The sequence below is a fragment of the Mesorhizobium sp. M1322 genome (genome assembly GCF_040318085.1).
Lineage (GTDB): Bacteria > Pseudomonadota > Alphaproteobacteria > Rhizobiales > Rhizobiaceae > Mesorhizobium.
Genome location: NZ_JAMYLP010000022.1, coordinates 57,127 through 73,604, shown reverse-complemented (window position 1 = coordinate 73,604; position 16,478 = coordinate 57,127). Strand labels below are relative to the sequence as shown.

Here is a 16,478-nt window from a genome sequence, read left to right as displayed (position 1 = left end):
TCCCATCGTCCACCTCCATCGAGGTGGATGTTGAATCAGCACAAGACGCAGCTGTCACATCACAATCGATTCATCGATCACAGGACTTGCTCTAGCTTGAGATGCAATGCGCTCCAGCGTCGGCACTGCCAAGCGGCAAATCAGGCCGGGAGCCGCCACATTCGCACACGACCTGTACCACGCAATTCCGTTTCCGCGAGTGGGTCGCAAGCAAAGTTTGGTCCAAGCAGTTTGCGAGTTGCATCCGAAATACGGATTTCATCGGGCTCCGCTGACGTTTGAATACGTGCGGCGAGATTAACGGTCTCGCCCCACAGGTCATAGGCAAACCGCCTTTTGCCTATGACGCCCGCGACGATTGGTCCTGAGTGAATTCCAATTCTGAGTCTTATCGGTTCTCCTGCGAAGCGTTCGCGCTTAACTGCCTTCCGCAGTTCAAGTGCATAGTGCGCAAGGGCTTCTGCATGATCGGGTCGCGCGACGGGCAGGCCAGCGACCACCATCACACAATCGCCGATTGTCTTGATCTTTTCGCAGCCGTATCGCTCCGAGAGCAGATCCGCCGCCTTGAAGAAGTAATTTAAAATAGCGAGCGTTGTCTCGGCTCCAACGCTCCGCGCTCTTTCCGTAAAGCCGACGATGTCGGCAAAAAGCACACTCACGTCAGCATGGCTGTCTGCAATTTGTTCGTCCGCTTTTAACCGCTCCGCGATCGACGCTGGAAGAATGTTGAGGAGTAGGCTTTCGGCGCGCTGGTATTCACGCGACAATCCCTCTTGGCTCTGCCTCAACGCTTCGTTCGTCAATTGTAATTTTTCGTTGAGTTGACGCTCCCTCTCTTGCAGGAGTGTCATTTCATAAGCCTTCTGTTGAAGCCGCTGCCTATTGTCGCGTTCGGCAGTGGCGTCAAGAAAGAGCAGCCATACGCTGGCATTGTCAGCAAAAAGATGAAGGTCCGCGACACGCCCGCTGGGCAGTTCGACCATGGCCATATGATATGGAAGCTCCGGGCAAGGCAGTAAGCCTTCCATGAATTCAAGCTGCTCGGCGACGGGCTTGCCGATGCAAAGCGATGATAGGCCGTAATGTTCAACACTACCGCCCTTCGCAGCGATGCAAAGCTGGGCATCAATTTTCAGATATGCGACAGAGTGCTCGCTGTCGAAGAAATCGTAAATCCAGTTTCTGACTTCTCTTGGCAATCCATGCATGGTCTATTCGGTGACCATCGAAGCAAGCTGACGAAACGCGTCATCAACGTATTCACCCGAAAGCGCACTTGTTAGATAGATTTGCCATCCAAGTTGCCTCAGTTCGTTAATCTCACTATCCGATATTGCCCAACGATCGGCCAGATCGGATTTGTTTAACAGCAATACAAACGGCATAGCGCCGAATTCGGCCTCGGCCCGCTCGCGCAGCGTGAGCGCCACCGCTAGGGTAGCGGCGCGGGTTCCATCGACGACAAGCACGAGCCCGCTCGCGCCTCGCACATAGCTGACGCGGAACGAGCCGATATCGTCTTCGCCGGCCAAATCCCACAAAATCAGATCCACGGTTTGATCCGGCAGTACAACACTCTTCTTGTCGATTTTCACGCCCACCGTGGTCAAGTAGGTTTCTGAAAAGATGCTTTGCACAAACCTGCGAACCAGACTCGTCTTTCCGACAGCGAACCCGCCCAACATGCAGATCTTCTTTTGCAATATCCTGGGCTCCGCCCTAGTGGAAGTTTACCGTAACCGAAACTCTGCGATTGGCGGAGCTCCCGGTTCGGCTAGTTTCAGTCTCCGCTGGCTCAAAGGTGCCCGCGCCGCGAACCAAGAGCAATTCCGGATCGACGCCGCGCTTCTTGAGAAGCGCACGAACAGTCTCCGCGCGGGCCGCGCTGATCGACACGTTGGCCGTTTCACGGCCAGTCGCGTCCGAATGGCCGGTCAACATGAACTGTGCTGTTACGCCTGCCTTGCGGGCGTCCTTGGCCAATTCCTTCAACTGATTCGCCAATTTGTCGAGAACCGGCAGTTGCTCTGGTCCAGGTACAGCCTTGCCGGAATCGAAGAAAATGTCGACCGCTTGAATAGCCTCCCTCAAATGAGTGAGTTTCTGAGGGGTCAACTCACGCAGCTCGGAAATCTGTAGAGAGAGTCCGTCCGCGGCCAGTTGTTGGGCGGCGACCCGCGCCCGATCTATCCAGGCGGCAGGAGCCTCACCCACGACAACGATGCGATCCTTGATGATCGAAAATCGTACTGAATCCGGCGGAGTCAGCGACGCCATCAGCCGCTTCACCACGAACTTCGGATCAAGGCTCTGATAGAATTGCCAGTGTGAATGAACGCGGGCAGGATCGACCCCTGTTCCGGACAGCAGAGCCTGCGGGTCGGCGGCCTGCGGGTCTCTCAGGCCGGAAATGTAGAAATGTCCGCCCCTCGCCGTTTGTTGGGCGACGATGATTCCCGGTTGGGCCTCAAGTCGCGACACATAAGTCTGCCAGTGCTCCGCCGCGCGTGCTTCGGGGCTCACATCACGAACCTTGGAGATGTCGAATACCGGTCCGCCTGCCGAAAGCTGTCGGGCCGCTACGCGTGCCCGATCTATCCAGGTGTCGGGAGCCTCGCCCTCGGCAACGATGCGGTCCTCGACGATCGAAAGCCGAACCGATTTCGGCGGGGTCAGTGACGCAGTTAGCCGCTTCAGCACGAACTCCGGATCAAGGCTCTGATAGAATTGCCAGTATGAATGAACGCGGGCAGGATCAATCTGCGTTCCGGACAGCAGAGCCTGCGGGTCGGCGGCAAGGGGGTCTCTCAGGCCGGAAATGTAGAAATGTCCATCCCTCGCCGTTTGTTGGGCGACGGTGATCCCCGGTTGGACCTCAAGTCGCGACACGTAGGCCTGCCAGTGCTCCGCCGCGCGTGCTTCGGGGCTCACATCACGAACCTTGGAGATGTCGAATACCGGTCCGCCTGCCGAAAGTTGTTGGGCGGCGGCCCGCGCCCGGTTGATCCAGGTGTCGGGAGCCTCGCCCTCGGCAACGATGCGATCATTGATGATCGAAAGTCGTACTGAATCCGGCGGAGCCAGCGACGCCGTTAGCCGCTTCAGCACGAACTTCGGCTCAAGGCTCTGATAGAAGTGCCACTGAGAATGAACGCGGGCGGGATCGACCTGCGTTCCCGACAACAGCGACTGCGGGTCGGCGGCAAGCGGGTCTCTCAGGCCGGCAATATAGAATTGGCCATCGCGTACCTTTTGTTCGGCAACGATGATGCCCGGCTGGGTACTCAGCCGCGACACATAGGCCTGCCAGTGCTCCGCCGCGCGTGCTTCGGGGCTCACATCACGAACCTTGGAGATGTCGAATACCGGTCCGCCTGCCGAAAGCTGTCCGGCCGCTGCGCGTGCCCGATCTATCCAGGTGTCGGGAGCCTCACCCTCGGCAACGATGCGATCATTGACGATCGAAAGTCCTACTGAATCCGGCGGGGTCAGCGACGCCGTTAGCCGCTTCAGCACGAACTCCGGCTCAAGGCTCTGATAGAATTGCCAGTGTGAATGAACGCGGGCGGGATCGACCTGCGTTCCGGACAACAACGACTGCGGGTCGGCGGCAAGCGGATCTCTCAGGCCGGCAATATAGAATTGGCCATCGCGCACCTTTTGTTCGGCAACGATGATGCCCGGCTGGGTACTCAGCCGCGACACATAAGCCTGCCAACGCTGCCCGGATTGCCAGGAAAGAAAGAACCAACCGCCTGCCGGAATCAAAACCAGCAGCACTGCAGCCACCACCAGCCAAGGAAATCCCTGGTTAGAGTCCTCCTGCTTCAATTCAACGCAGGTCTGCAACAGCGTCTCTACGCCGGCCAACTGCGAACTGTCGCCGTCAAACTGCTCTAAAGCCTGTGAGCATTCATCATGGATGCGAAACAACACATCGCGAAATATTTCATGTAAATCCTCTGGCGGATTTCCCCGGATCACCGCGACCAAGGTCGCAAACGGTCCAACTTCTGACCAGAGACGAAGCTCCCCAAAACGGATAGTGTCCAGGCCGCTCTGTTCTTTCTCGTTAAATGAGTCTTTCACAAAATCTTGAATTGCACTAAGCATCGACGAAATGAGTTGCGGGTCTTCGCTCGTTGCATTGTCGGCAGTTACATGCTCTATCAAAAGCCCGGAATTGCGGTTAATCAGAAAAACATGCTCTACACGATAGACAAGAGAATGCTTAAGAACAACTTCTGAGAAGCTTGCCCCCGTTCTCCAAGCTTCAAATCTCCACTTGAGCCCATGCCAGGTAAATATATGTCTTAAAGTTTCATTCAGCGACTGAAAGGTCTGATCGATCTTTTCCCCGATCGACTTGCGAATTGCCGGCAGAAACACCGGGTACAATATATCCGTAAGCGTACGCGGGCTCTTCTGGATGGACCGTTGCACGGCCCTCTCGACAGCTGGCGCAAGTGCCTCTCCGAGTTGCGCATAAGGCGCACGTGCGGCTGCACTGGGGAGAACACCCCCAACTGCAGACGCAAGCTGCTCAGGTTCGTCGAGCAGGTGCGAAACTCGTGAAAGCTCCGAAATCTCGCGGCCGACCAGCAACTGGCGCAGGGTTGCCATGCGTGGATCGGCGGTTGGAACTCCGTCGAAACGCGCACGATAGTCCGGATCAACGTTCCGGGCAATTTCGACCAAAAGACTAGCCAGAGCCTCGCGATCAATCTCTGTATCGTTCGAAGCTGCTTTTTGAGCAAGGCTGATTGGGTCGACGGTGGACGTCAAGTTCCGATCAACTCACTTTCCAACTACGCTCCGAGTTGCTCTTGCTGCCGGCGGGATCCTGATTCAGACATTTTGCAACCTCGACAAACAGGCCAGCCAAAAGATTTCGGTCGGTCTTGACGTTGCTGAGATCCGAAAACATTTTCTCCATCAGCATCTGCATGCTTTCATTCTTTTGCTTGATTTCCTCACGCAGCAGTTGATCGCTTCGATTTATCCGGTCCGCAACTTCGCGCTCAAGCTCGCTCAATTGATCCGACAACGCGCGCACCTGCTTTTCAAGCGCCTGATTTTGCTCGCGAAGATTCCGGTCGATCTCCTTGTCGGCCTCGGCTCGTGCATCCTTTTCGTTCCGCAATTGCGCCGCGAGCGATTCAACCTGCTTCTTTGCATTTGACTCGTACATTTCAAGATTGCGCTTGGCCTCGGATTCGACATCCTTGAAGCGCTGCAAGAACCGTTCTTCAAGCTTGGAAAAACGGCGGTCATAGTCCTGCATCTGGTTGCCGAACAGCAGATCACGTATCTTGTCGACACCTACAGCGTCGCCGGAGACCCCGCCCTCGCGAGCCTGGACTCCCATGAAGGCCAGCCCGTTTCCGTCTGCATTACTTATCAGATTTTCGTCCGCTTTATTTGCTGAAGAAGCGGTATTCGAAGATTCCTTAGCCATCCTTATGCCCCTTCATTTGAACACCTGCCACAGTGCAAAACTAGAAAACACCCAAGCATGTCAGCAAAATACCCGGCTCGCAAGCCGGAATCTTCTTGACTTAGGCCAATTCGAGCGCCCCTTTTACATCTCTTGAACTAGCTGCAAAAGCACGAGTTCCGATTGGGGTCGCTCCCGCATCTCTTTGTGATAGCAGCCATAGCCGCCTAATCTAATCGACCATTGGACGCAATCTACTATCGAAATGATTAATACAATGTCAGGCTATAGCTACTGGAGCGCAATTGAGTAGCGCAGATTCATTAGAAGTATCTAAAGTAGCTGGTCTGGCGGTGCACATACTGTCTCGCACGCGGCTGTATACTGCGACGATCAGCTTCCGATTCGGGCTCAGCGGCAGAGGGAATGTCTACTTTCGCACGGAGAATGGCTGTTCGAGACTGCACCTCGGAATCGAGGCGTTTTGGTCGATAGGAGGGGAGCAATAGTCCCAATAACTGCAGTCATTCACACCAAAGCTTCAGTGGGCTTGCATTTATTACGCCCCGATTGCAAAGGACGTCAGTTTGCCGTAGCTGTTGCACTCATACGGTGCCGGGGACCGCAGCTTGTGCTCATGGCGCCGACTCCGGGGATCGACATGAATATGCGGCATGCCTGACTTTGACGGGCATCTGCGACAGCTCGCGCCCAAGCTCGGCGGCACGGATGCGAATGCTGCGCCAGGCTTCCAGCATCGGCAGTACGACAGGAGCAAGCTCGCTCTGCAGCCAAATGGCGGCGTCGCGGTATCTCGGAAGAGTTCGCAGAAGACTGTTGGACGTTTCCTTTGGCAGGAAATCGCCGCTATGTTTCGGGACTCTTGTTCTATATTCGAACCAGGCGCGGGTAAGACGGCGTGGCGCATAATCCCTTGGTTTCAATCGTGGTTCCTGCGCACGACGCGGAGGTAACGCTGGGGCGCGCACTCGATTGCCTTCTCGATCAGGAAATAATGGACTGGGAGGCGATCGTCGTCGACGACGCCTCCACGGACGCCACCGCCGCGATTGTCGCCGGTTATGTAGAGCGCGATGCCCGGTTTCGGACGTTGAGCTCTTGCGCGTATAGCGCCGCCGGCGCGCGCAATAGCGGGATATCGACAGCGCGCGGCCGCTGGCTCATGTTCCTGGATGCGGACGATTGGGTGGACGCCAGCTTCCTTGCGAAAATGCTGGCCGCACTTGAAGCCGCGCCCGATGCGGTCGCCGCCTATTGCGGTTCCCGGCGCGTGATGCCCGATGGCGAAGTCACCCCGTCGAGCATCCCAACGGAGGTTGCGATCCAGCCCTTCGAAACATTCGCGCGCCGGTGCGCCATTCGCACTCACGCGCTGCTCGTCGACCGGAAGACAATTGTCGAGTTGGGCGGCTTCGATGTTTCGCTTCGCACCTGCGAGGACTGGGATCTGTGGCAGCGCCTCGCACGCCTAGGCAAAAATTGGGTGATGGTCGACGAGACGCTCGCTTTCTATCGGACCAGCCCCAACTCGCTCACCCGCAATTCGACACAGATGCTGGCCGATGCGGAAATCGTGATCGCCCGCGGCTTTTCTCCTGATCCCAGGGTCAAACACCCGGCATCGACTCACGCTAATGGTGCGATCGAAACGAATGGCCGCACAGCTTCCGAAGCACTCGCGTGGTTCGCGTTGTGGAACGCCGCGTCGGATTGCGGCTGCGGCCGCCGCTCGATCAGCCCGCAGACCCTGCGCGCGCTCCCGGCAGGACGTAAGTGGGCGTGTGAGATCGCCAAGGTGGCCTTCGATGGCCTTACGGTAGGAAGCCTATCGGTGCCAGCGCAATTGGCTGCCAGGTGGGACAGGTTCGGCGGCTCGCTCACCGAGTTGATCATCGAACTCGGCAAGGTCTGGGACGATCCCGTCGCGGGTCGCCGCGTCCAGTATCACCTTGAGCAAATGCTTCTCGACGTCGACGATCTTGCCGCGCCGCGCAGGCTGGCGCGGACACTTGGAATTCGCGTCGACGTCCGAAATCCGACCTCGACCGAACTGCCGGAAGGAATCGACCAAATCTATGCCTATCTGATGATCGATGGCCAGATCGAGGCTGTTGTGCAGTTCGGCGTACTCGGGACGGTGACAAGGGATCATTTGATTGAATTGATCCAGAATGTCGTGCCCACTGAGCGGCTTGTAAACAGTGCGGCAAGGTTTGCGGGACGATCACCTGTACCGCAACAGGCCGCCTGCGCCGATACGTCAAACACGCTCGCAGCCGAGGCATTATCAGCCACAGCCGAACGCGGGCCTGATCCGGACAGCCACTTGGGCAAACTCGCGCAATTGGCCGCGCAAGCGCGGGAATCGGTTCGGTCGAGCGCCGAACCTGCGGAGCCTCCTGCGGCGCCGCGCCGCGCACGGCCCAGGCACGACAAGGATCGCACGTCGTTCTGGAATGGCTATTTCGCGACCGAGGATCCCTGGAACTACGGTTCGTCCTATGAGCAGGAAAAATACGAGCGGCAGCTCGAAATTCTGCCTGCCGGTCCGATCGGACGGGCGCTTGAGCTGGCCTGCGCGGAGGGGCACTTCACGCGGCAGCTGGCGCCGCGAGTCGGCCATCTGACCGCAACCGACATCTCCGCCGTAGCCATCGAGCGGGCCCGCGCGCGATGCAGCGATCAGCCGAATGTTGAGTTCGGCGTACTGGATTTCTGCGCGGACACGCTGCCTGGTGAGATGGACCTGATCGTCTGTTCGGAAGTGCTCTACTATCTGGATGATCTCGCCGAGTTGCGGCGCATCGCCAAAAAAATCGTCGAGGCATTGGCGCCTGGCGGCAGTTTCATCAACGCACACGCATTCGTGTTACGTGACAATGTTGAAAGGACCGGCTTCGACTGGAACACATTTGGTGCACAAGCGATCTCAGAGACGCTGGCAGCGACCGAAGGTCTCGTCCTCGAGCGATCGATCCAGACCGAGCTCTATCGCATAGACCGCTTCCGCCGCCTGTCACCTAGAGATGTGGCGACGGAACCGATGATTGATCATACGCCAATCCGCGCGCCCCTCGAAATCGGGGTCGCGCGAAATATCGTCTGGGGCGGGGCGCGGGCCTTGCGCCGCGACGTTGCGCGTAGCGAGCGGCGGCAGCGTATCCCTGTCCTCATGTATCACAGCGTCTCCGATGAAGGTCCGGCCGCGCTCGCCCGTTTTCGGCTCACGCCCGCCGCATTCCACAGCCAGATGGCATGGTTGCGCGCCAATGGCTTTCACGCGATTAGGTCCGAGCAGCTGGAACGGTTCATCGCCAACCGTCAACCTTTCGTTGGCCGCCCAGTGCTCATCACCTTCGACGACGGCTTCCAGAACTTTGCCGACCATGCCTGGCCGATCTTGCGCGCGAACGACCTGACCGCGGAAGTGTTCCTGGTGACGGACCTGGTGGGTGAAAGTGCACTGTGGGACGCCGACAGCGGTCCGCCGACACAGCTTATGGACGCCGGGACGGTGCGACGCCTCGCCGCCGAAGGCGCGTTCTTCGGAAGCCATCTGGCGACGCATCGCGCGATCGATGGTCTGTCGAGCTCTGAGTTGGCCAGCGAGCTCCTGCGTTCTCGTATGTTCATCGAACGCTGGACCGGTCGGCCAACCACGGCGTTCGCGGCACCCTTTTCTGTTACCGACCGACGGCTTGGCCGGCTGGCCAAGGAGTGCGGCTATCGAATCGGCTTCGGCGGCAGACACGGGCCGGCGGACCTCGATTGCGATCCCATCGACCTTCCGCGCGTCGAGATTCGCGGGGATCGCTCGCTCGACGACTTTGTTGCCAAGGTCGAGGCCGTGCTCGAATGAACGGTGAACTTGTCAGTGTCCGCCCGTTTACCTCGTTCGCAAGTCTATTGGGCGACTTGGGACACCGCTGACATCAGCTCCTGCGGGTTTGGCGCCCCAAACATGTATCGCCCACCCTCTGGAAACTCCGTGAAGCTCCAGCGGACGATCCCCTGCCGGTCCAGCAGGAATTGCCCGACCAGTTGTCCGTGTCCCGTTGCCATCATCTGCTCGTCGGCTTCGGTCAGTTCGTACTTGTCCTTCTTGTTGAGAATTTCGGTGGCCGCAAATGGGTCCATCGGACCGGGCAACTCGCCTGGTATGTCGACCCGCATGTCCTTTGCCGCTGCCATCGAGACCTTGTACGGCCAGATCGTCTCGTTTTGGGTGAATTCGAGATTGGGCAGTCCAAAAGCACGATGTGAAGCGCGTTCAGGGTCGGAGGCCGCAAGCAGATTCGGTATCGGGTGGTAACGGAAATAGAGACGCGCCCGTTCAATCGGCGTGTTGACCACCGTCAGGCTCTCCACGCCCTTTTCGCGCAGCTCCGGATCAAGCCGCGCCTGGGCGGCGATATGGCGCCGGCAAAACGCACAATGCAGGCCTCGAAACAGGCCGACCAGCACCGGTTTTTGTCCGCGAAAGTCGTCAAGCGCGATCTTGCCTTCCTGGGTAATGGCGTCGAGTACCACGTTCGGCGCACGGTCGCCCGGTTGAAGCGGTACCAAGTCACTACGCGCGGACATTTCCAACCTCCAACCCGGCTAATCGAGAAAAGGCAGCACCACAAGCGCTTCCGGGTCGAGCCCGTGCTGGGCGCATATACCCTGCGCCAGGGAAAAGTAGCGTTCGGCCTCGGCGAGATTGTCGAGGTCGAGATTAAGCGTTGCGAGACCATCATAACACGGAAACAGCAGTTGGGGCTCGCCCGTTTCGCGGGCTACGTCCAGTGCTTCCTGGAACAAGCCAACTGCCAGTTCCGGACGGCCGTTGCACTGGTGGATCTGCCCAAGCACGATCAACGGCACCGGCAGGTGCTCGCGCTGGTCGAGCGCCCGGTCGATCTCGATGGCCTTCTCGGCAGCAGGCACGCCCTCCGTTGGACAGCGATCCGTGAAAGTGCAACAAGCGACCGCGAGGTTGGAGAGGAGGCGCGCCTGGAAACCCAAATCACCAATACGGCGCGCCAATTCGAGACCGCGCCGACAGACCTCCATCGCCTTTGCCGGATCGATGGTCGTGTAAAGCACGCCGAGATTGGTGTAGCCGCGGCAGGCCGCGCCCAGCAGACCGGCGGCTTCGGCCAATTCAATGCTACGCTCAACCTGACGCACGGCCTCACGGTTTCGCCCAAGGCGAGCCAGCGCGACAGCCTTGGTATTGAGTGCCTCGGCGGTCACAAGAGTGGCATCACGCCCTATCTCGGAGACATGCTCCGTTGTCAGTGTGCCTACGCAATCCAGTGCCGCGTCTGCCCATTTTGCCGCGAGAGCGTGATCTCCGCTGCGGAACGCCTGTCGGCCACGTTCTTGCCACAGATGCGCCTGCTCGATCGGGGCATCCGCTCCATCGAGGAGCGCTGCCGCTTCAGCATAGCGGGATTCTGCGTCGTCCCGCTTGCCGACGTCCCAGAGCAGCCGACCGATTTTACGCAAAACTCGCGCCGACGCGACACGATTGGCTGACTCGCGATATGCCTGCAACACCGTCTCGTAGTGGTGGTGCGCGATCTCGCGGCGGCCTACCGGGCCGCTCAAATCGGCAATGCGCTCTGCAATTGCCAGTTTGAGCGGTGTTTGCCCGATCGCGCCCAACGCAGTCAGTGCTCGCTCGTAGAAACGAAGGGCGTCGTCGTTGGCGTATATCATGCGAGCGCGATCGCCCGCCGCCTGCAGGTAATGCGCGCCCCTCTCCCGCTCGGCGCTCAGTGCGAAATGATGACCGAGCACGGTCAAATCCTCGAGCCGTTCCGGCTTGTCGCCGCACAGTTGCTCCAAGGCAGCACCGACCCGCCCGTGGATTTCGGTCCGGCGTTGCAGGAGCATATTCTGGTAGATCACGTCCTGCAGCAATGTTTGCGTAAAGCGGTAGCTTTGCGACGAGACCGAGCCTGATCCGGCAACTTCCTCGATGATTTCCGCGTCGCAAAGCAGTTCGCAGCCGGCTTCTAGCCGCCCGGGGTCGGCTGTCACGGCTTTCAGAAGTGTGGCATCGAAGCGCGGGCCGATTACCGCGGCTTCCTGGGCCAGCCGCCGCACCTCTTGGGGCAGCCGGTCGACGCGAGCAAGCAACATTGCCTGGATAGTGGCGGGAATGCCGGTTGCGACTTCGCCTGCTGCAGTCCGCCATCGCTGGCCCTCGCGCATCAGTATACCGCTATCGACAAGGCCGCGGACGATCTCCTCTACAAAAAGGGGGTTGCCGCCCGCGCGCTCGAGGATCTGGTCGAGAAGCCCTCCTGCGGAGTTTACCCAGCTCTCGCCGAAAAGCGCCGCCAGCAGGCTGCGTCCGTCGTCATTGTTGAGCGGCGAAAGCCTGAGCGCTGTGTGACTGACCCGACTTGAGTCGAGCTGCCCGTTGTCCGGCGCCGGACGATGCGTGACCAGCACCATCAACCGCGTGCGTTCCAACCTGTCCATCACGAAACGTAGTGCCTCGAGCGACACGGCATCGGCCCAGTGCAGGTCTTCGACGACAATCAGCAGCGGCGACAACGCAAGCCGCCGTTCGATGATTGTGCGGACTGCGTAGAGAATTTGCCGCCGCAGCTGCTCTGGCTCGACATGCTGTAAGGTGGCATCGGGGTCGCCAAGGCCGAGCACATGGTAGAGCAAAGGCATCAGCCGCTTCGCCTCTTCGCCCTCCAGGCCGAGATCGGTAAGCAAGCCTGCGAGCTTTCCCCGCATTTCCTCCCCATTGTCGTTTTGCATCATCCCGGCAGCGCTGCGCACCACTGCGCCCAAGGCGCCAAATGATTGTTCGCCCAGCGGTGAGCACGTGGCCAGCCGCACGGCGACGTTGCGAAAACGATCCTCGTCGCCGACGCGGGCGACGAACTCCTTCACCAGCCGCGATTTCCCGATACCGGCTTCTCCGACGAGGCGGACAAGTTGGGCCGAGCCGCTGCACGCCTGGTCAAGGCTCGCCAGCATTCTATTGAGCTCCGCACCACGACCTATCATCGGCGCACTGAGGCCGAGCGCCTCGAGCCCACGCGCTGCACGCGGCGCTGCAAGCGGTGCATCCAGTCGATGGACGAGCACACTGCCAGCCTTGCCGCGAAACACGACATCACCCAGCGACTCGTAAGAGAAGGCATGCCGGGTCAGCCGGTGAGTGAGCTCGCCTACCAGCACCTCACCCGGTGCGGCCAGCGATTGCAGACGTTGCGCCGTATTCACTGTGTCGCCGGTCACCGAATAGGATTTGGCGGTGCCGACGCCCAATCCGCCGGTAACGACCGGACCAGTGTTTATGCCGATGTGGAGTAACAGAGGCGAGCCGGAATGGGGGGTGCTTTCGCCGAGCCGCGCCGTCCGGGCGATCATGTCGAGAGCGGCGCGAAGCGCACGTTCCGGATCGTCCTCATGCGCGACCGGCGCACCGAACAAAGCGAGCAGTGCATCGCCGATGAATTTGTCGACGAAACCACCAAAGTTTCGCACGGCCGCCGTCAATTCCTTGAACAGTTCGTTCTGCAGCGCTTGCATGACCTCGGGGTCGAGTTGCTCGCTGAGTGTCGTGAAGCCGCAAAGGTCTGCGAACAGGACCGTTACCGTCCGGCGATCGGCGTCGGAGACGGGATGCAGCCCATCGTCGCTTTCGATGTTCGGAAGCAGCGACGGAGTTCGCGACGGCGGCACAATGGTCCGGCTTGGCGTCGGAGCAGTCCGTTCGACGGCTTTTGCGGGCGCAACGACGCTTGCCCCACATTTCGGACAGAACTCGAAATCAGGTGCGCAGGGATAGCCGCAACTGGCGCATGGCACGGGCTGGCGTCTGCCACACCTCGGACAGAAGGCGTAACCGCCCTCGACCTCGAAACCGCAGCCCGAGCAGTCCATCGAACAAGACCTCACTAGCGCAATTCCAGGAAAAGTGTGAAACGGTTTTCCGTCCGGAATTGCGCAAAAACAAAGAGATAGAGCGGTTCGGCGTTTCCGTGAAACGATGAACCGCTCTAGAGGCCGTGACGCCGTGATCTCGCCACGCACTTCACGGCCAGGCTATTCACAAGGATGCACCGATAGCCGTCGACCGGCAAGCGGCAGCGCAAATGTGCATCGAGCGATCCGTGCGGGTCCGGTGGCAGATGCCGATTGGGGAGGAAGCCGTCGTCGAAACCGATCAGACGCCAGAGGCTCACCGATAGATCCCCGTCGCTTGCGGTTGCGCACCAGAAAATCAACCTGAAGTGAGGCTCAGGTCGCCTTGATCTCTGCCTGGCCGATCTTGCGCCATCGGGTGTTTTCGCGAACCAGTTTCAGATTTTCTGTCGTCTCGGCAAACGTCCGCAAACGATATTGCCGGAGCAGGTCCGGGAAGAGCGCCCCTTCCGGCAGGCCGGCAAGCTGCTCGCGGACCGAGATATTTTCGTCGATGACCCGCATGCCCCAGGCATTTTCCCGAACCTGCAGCTCCGCAGCCAGATCGCGCTCTTCCGGCGCGTTTTCATCTAGCGCAGCCAGCAGGATCGAGTGGAAAAGCGCTACATAACCAATCTGTCTCAGGCCGCCCACAACCCGCGCGCGCGGCAATATGGCAAGGACGAGGAACATCAGGAACAAGTTCGGCAGCAGCACGCCGTCCAGCAGCGCCTGCCTGAGATGCGGCCGCTCGAACGGGATGGAAAGACCATGCGGCCTGCCAGGTTCGATCAGGTGCCCGTCCTCAAGGACGAGCTTGCGCACGCGCTCCTCGCGGATGCCCCAGAAATAGGCCGTGGCGTTGGGCAGGAATCTGCCAAATGGGCTCGATGCGGCCTCTTGCAAGGCATGTTCGAGACGCTGGCGCCTTGCGGGCTCAATGAGCAGCCTGGAAAGAAGGCTGCCGTCATATTCTAGATGCCGCGCCATGGCAGCCGCGGCGAGCCGATCATCGATGAAAACCGGCAGGGCCATGCCGGAACGATCCCAATCGGCGACCAGATCCTCGTTGAGGGCTGTCAGCGCATCGGCGGCGGTTGCAAACACCTTGTCCCGGCTGGCAAGCAGTGTGCCCAGCCAGCGGCTGGCGTCCGTTTCATCGCCCACCGCCTCGAGCGCACGCTTGTTGAGGGAGACGGGACCGGCCACGCAGGCGCTTTTGCGGCATAGTTTGTGGCGCCCCATGCCGAACAGGTTGACCTTATCGTCACCGACATCGAGCCATCCCGGCCCCTCCCGGCCAATTGTCTCCATGGTCATCGTCGTTCCCATGAAGCCGAAAAAGGCCGACAGCCCGTTTTCGACCGCGCCGAGCCAGGCAAGCAGGAGGGCATCGAAGGTGATCCGGTCCATCAGAAGCAGGCAGTGCAGGCCGGACTGAATCACCGGTCTGTGCTCGAACTCTTCGAGGGCCTTGCCGATCTCTTCAGGCTGCATGATCACACCAAGGCGCTGATGCAGGACTTCGCGCAGGATCGAGCGGGCAGCGATCGCCGGGCGCGATGCAGGCCTTGCCACCGGCCGCCACAGATGGCGGGCGTAATCGGAAACCGTGGCATTCCAGTTCTGCTCGATGTCACGCACGACTTCCGGGCAGAGCGGCGACAGCACAGCCAGAATTTCCGCCGGAGGCGTAGGGGTTGGGTCAAAGACGGCGGTCATCGGTCCCGTCTAGCCGCTTGCGGTGCAAACGCCAAGGGAGACAGTTTTCCATGAGCAATCGCCTGTTCGCCGACTCGGCACGAATTGTTAGATTGGCTAAACAGTTGAGGCCAAACAGCGGATCTCAGAACCGCAGCCGGGCCATGCTCAGGAGGTCGTGGTACTGCCCGTCGGTAAAACCGGCCTTCACATGCCGGCCTTCGACCTCGAAGCCGTGGCTTGTGTAGAGACGGACGGCCGGTTCGTTGTCGGCATAGACGGTCAATTCGACCCGCTTCAGGGCGCGCCAGTTGTCGGCCACGTCAAGCAGCGCGCCGAGAATGGCAGAGCCGATACCCTTGCCGACAAAGGCATCGTCAAGGCCGATATTGATCTCGCCGATATGCGAACGGCGCGGCGAACCCTGTACGATCAGGCTGCCATGGCCGACGACCTTGCCGTCCAACTCGGCAACGATCCAGGTGGTTTCCTGGCCGGACTTGGCGATGCGCCGCTCCACCTGCTCCACCATCTCGAAGGGCATCCTCAGTGTGCCCCAGCGGAAGCCCGGCATGTTGAAGATAGCGCAAAGCGCCTCCGCATCGCTTGGCCGGACGGACCGGAGCTGCGGCTGGATTTTCTTTTGGGATGGCGAGGTCGTGCTGGTCATGGCGTTCCCGGCGGAGGCAATCGGCGCAGCACGATGCACCGGACGTCACTTGAAAATCCAGCCTTCTCTGCAACCTATGATTCCGATTGCGAGCTAAAATACCGGGAGGCAGCGTAGAGTTTGAAGACGCCGCTGATGCCGATCCAGCCGAAAAGGGTGACCCCGCTGAATGTCAGGGGAAACAGCAACAGGCCGACGCCATAGAGCCCAAGGATCGCCAATTCCACCGGCATGTAGCCGCGCCATGCGGGGTTTAAGGTCACGCCTTCTGCAGAAGGACGGGCCTGGGCCCGCCACAGGAACAGCCCGGATACCGCGACCGAAGCGAGATAGACCAAAAACCAGAGCCAGGGCGCTTTGCGCGCGAAGTTGAAATAGCCGAGATTGATGAACGAAGCCACCGACACGATGGCGGTGAAGATGAAGGCCATGACGAGCACGAGCCTGCCGGGCGACCAGCGATTCCAGACCAGCAGCGCGGCCATCACGACCATTTCGGCGGTGTAGAAGCCGCCGAGGAAGCGGGCATTGAACGGCGTGACGGCCCAAGGCCAGCGCGGCTTGACCAGCACAGGCGCGAAAAACAGGCCGGCGCCTATGATCAGGACGATGATGACCATCACAGAGAAAAGGCGCAGGACCGCGGGAAATGGCGGGTTGTTGGATGCCGGCATGGGAGAAAGTCCCAAAGATGAATGCCTCGTGGAACATCATAGTGTCGCT

10 protein-coding genes and 1 pseudogene are annotated in these 16,478 nt (G+C 59.7%); 1 reads left to right on the top strand and 10 read right to left on the bottom strand.

Going from position 1 to position 16,478, the window contains the following annotated elements; all coding sequences use genetic code 11:
• Positions 1-140 precede the first annotated feature (140 nt).
• The 5 genes and pseudogenes from NKH12_RS11475 to NKH12_RS11455 form a co-directional block, all read right to left on the bottom strand.
• On the bottom strand, positions 141-1,211 hold the full coding sequence (locus tag NKH12_RS11475) for an adenylate/guanylate cyclase domain-containing protein (protein ID WP_352953207.1): 1,071 nt from the start codon (positions 1,209-1,211) through the stop codon (positions 141-143).
• A gap of 3 nt (positions 1,212-1,214) precedes the next feature.
• Entirely contained in the window at positions 1,215-1,706 is a 492-nt protein-coding gene (locus NKH12_RS11470) for a Rab family GTPase (RefSeq protein ID WP_352953206.1), read from the bottom strand.
• Between the two features lie 16 nt (positions 1,707-1,722).
• Positions 1,723-4,788 carry an OmpA family protein gene (locus NKH12_RS11465; RefSeq protein ID WP_352953205.1) on the bottom strand — a complete coding sequence of 1,022 codons (3,066 nt, stop codon included), beginning with the start codon at positions 4,786-4,788 and terminating at the stop codon, positions 1,723-1,725.
• 7 nt (positions 4,789-4,795) lie between these two features.
• On the bottom strand, positions 4,796-5,461 hold the full coding sequence (locus NKH12_RS11460) for a coiled-coil domain-containing protein (RefSeq protein ID WP_254027928.1): 666 nt from the start codon (positions 5,459-5,461) through the stop codon (positions 4,796-4,798).
• Positions 5,462-6,067: 606 nt separating this feature from the next.
• Positions 6,068-6,219, bottom strand: a pseudogene (locus NKH12_RS11455) (IS110 family transposase); the annotation flags it as partial.
• Between the two features lie 140 nt (positions 6,220-6,359).
• Between NKH12_RS11455 and NKH12_RS11450 the strand changes: the two are divergent.
• Positions 6,360-9,320, top strand: coding sequence for a trifunctional glycosyltransferase/class I SAM-dependent methyltransferase/polysaccharide deacetylase (locus NKH12_RS11450; protein ID WP_352953204.1), 2,961 nt, complete (start codon positions 6,360-6,362; stop codon positions 9,318-9,320).
• 44 nt (positions 9,321-9,364) lie between these two features.
• On the opposite strand, the gene NKH12_RS11445 is transcribed toward NKH12_RS11450, so the two are convergent.
• From NKH12_RS11445 to NKH12_RS11425, 5 genes are all read right to left on the bottom strand, one after another.
• Positions 9,365-10,045, bottom strand: a complete 681-nt coding sequence (locus NKH12_RS11445; RefSeq protein ID WP_352953212.1) for a redoxin domain-containing protein — start codon at positions 10,043-10,045, stop codon at positions 9,365-9,367.
• Positions 10,046-10,063: 18 nt separating this feature from the next.
• A complete protein-coding gene (locus NKH12_RS11440) occupies positions 10,064-13,363 on the bottom strand; it encodes an adenylate/guanylate cyclase domain-containing protein (protein ID WP_352953203.1) in 3,300 nt (1,099 codons plus the stop codon).
• Between the two features lie 357 nt (positions 13,364-13,720).
• Complete coding sequence (locus tag NKH12_RS11435) at positions 13,721-15,106, bottom strand: hypothetical protein (protein WP_352953202.1); 1,386 nt, start codon at positions 15,104-15,106, stop codon at positions 13,721-13,723.
• Positions 15,107-15,230: 124 nt separating this feature from the next.
• Positions 15,231-15,755, bottom strand: coding sequence for a GNAT family N-acetyltransferase (locus NKH12_RS11430; RefSeq protein WP_352953201.1), 525 nt, complete (start codon positions 15,753-15,755; stop codon positions 15,231-15,233).
• A 74-nt stretch (positions 15,756-15,829) separates the two neighbouring features.
• Positions 15,830-16,429: a hypothetical protein gene (locus NKH12_RS11425; RefSeq protein ID WP_352953200.1), complete on the bottom strand. Its 600-nt coding sequence runs from the start codon at positions 16,427-16,429 to the stop codon at positions 15,830-15,832.
• Between the last annotated feature and the right edge of the window lie 49 nt (positions 16,430-16,478).

Bases quoted from the DNA above. Each gene is read 5' to 3' on its own strand.
- NKH12_RS11475 (WP_352953207.1), bottom strand. From the start codon at position 1,211: ATGCATGGATTGCCAAGAGAAGTCAGAAACTGGATTTACGATTTCTTC.
- NKH12_RS11460 (WP_254027928.1), bottom strand. From the start codon at position 5,461: ATGGCTAAGGAATCTTCGAATACCGCTTCTTCAGCAAATAAAGCGGAC.
- NKH12_RS11445 (WP_352953212.1), bottom strand. From the start codon at position 10,045: ATGTCCGCGCGTAGTGACTTGGTACCGCTTCAACCGGGCGACCGTGCG.
- NKH12_RS11440 (WP_352953203.1), bottom strand. From the start codon at position 13,363: ATGGACTGCTCGGGCTGCGGTTTCGAGGTCGAGGGCGGTTACGCCTTC.
- NKH12_RS11435 (WP_352953202.1), bottom strand. From the start codon at position 15,106: ATGACCGCCGTCTTTGACCCAACCCCTACGCCTCCGGCGGAAATTCTG.
- NKH12_RS11430 (WP_352953201.1), bottom strand. From the start codon at position 15,755: ATGACCAGCACGACCTCGCCATCCCAAAAGAAAATCCAGCCGCAGCTC.
- NKH12_RS11425 (WP_352953200.1), bottom strand. From the start codon at position 16,429: ATGCCGGCATCCAACAACCCGCCATTTCCCGCGGTCCTGCGCCTTTTC.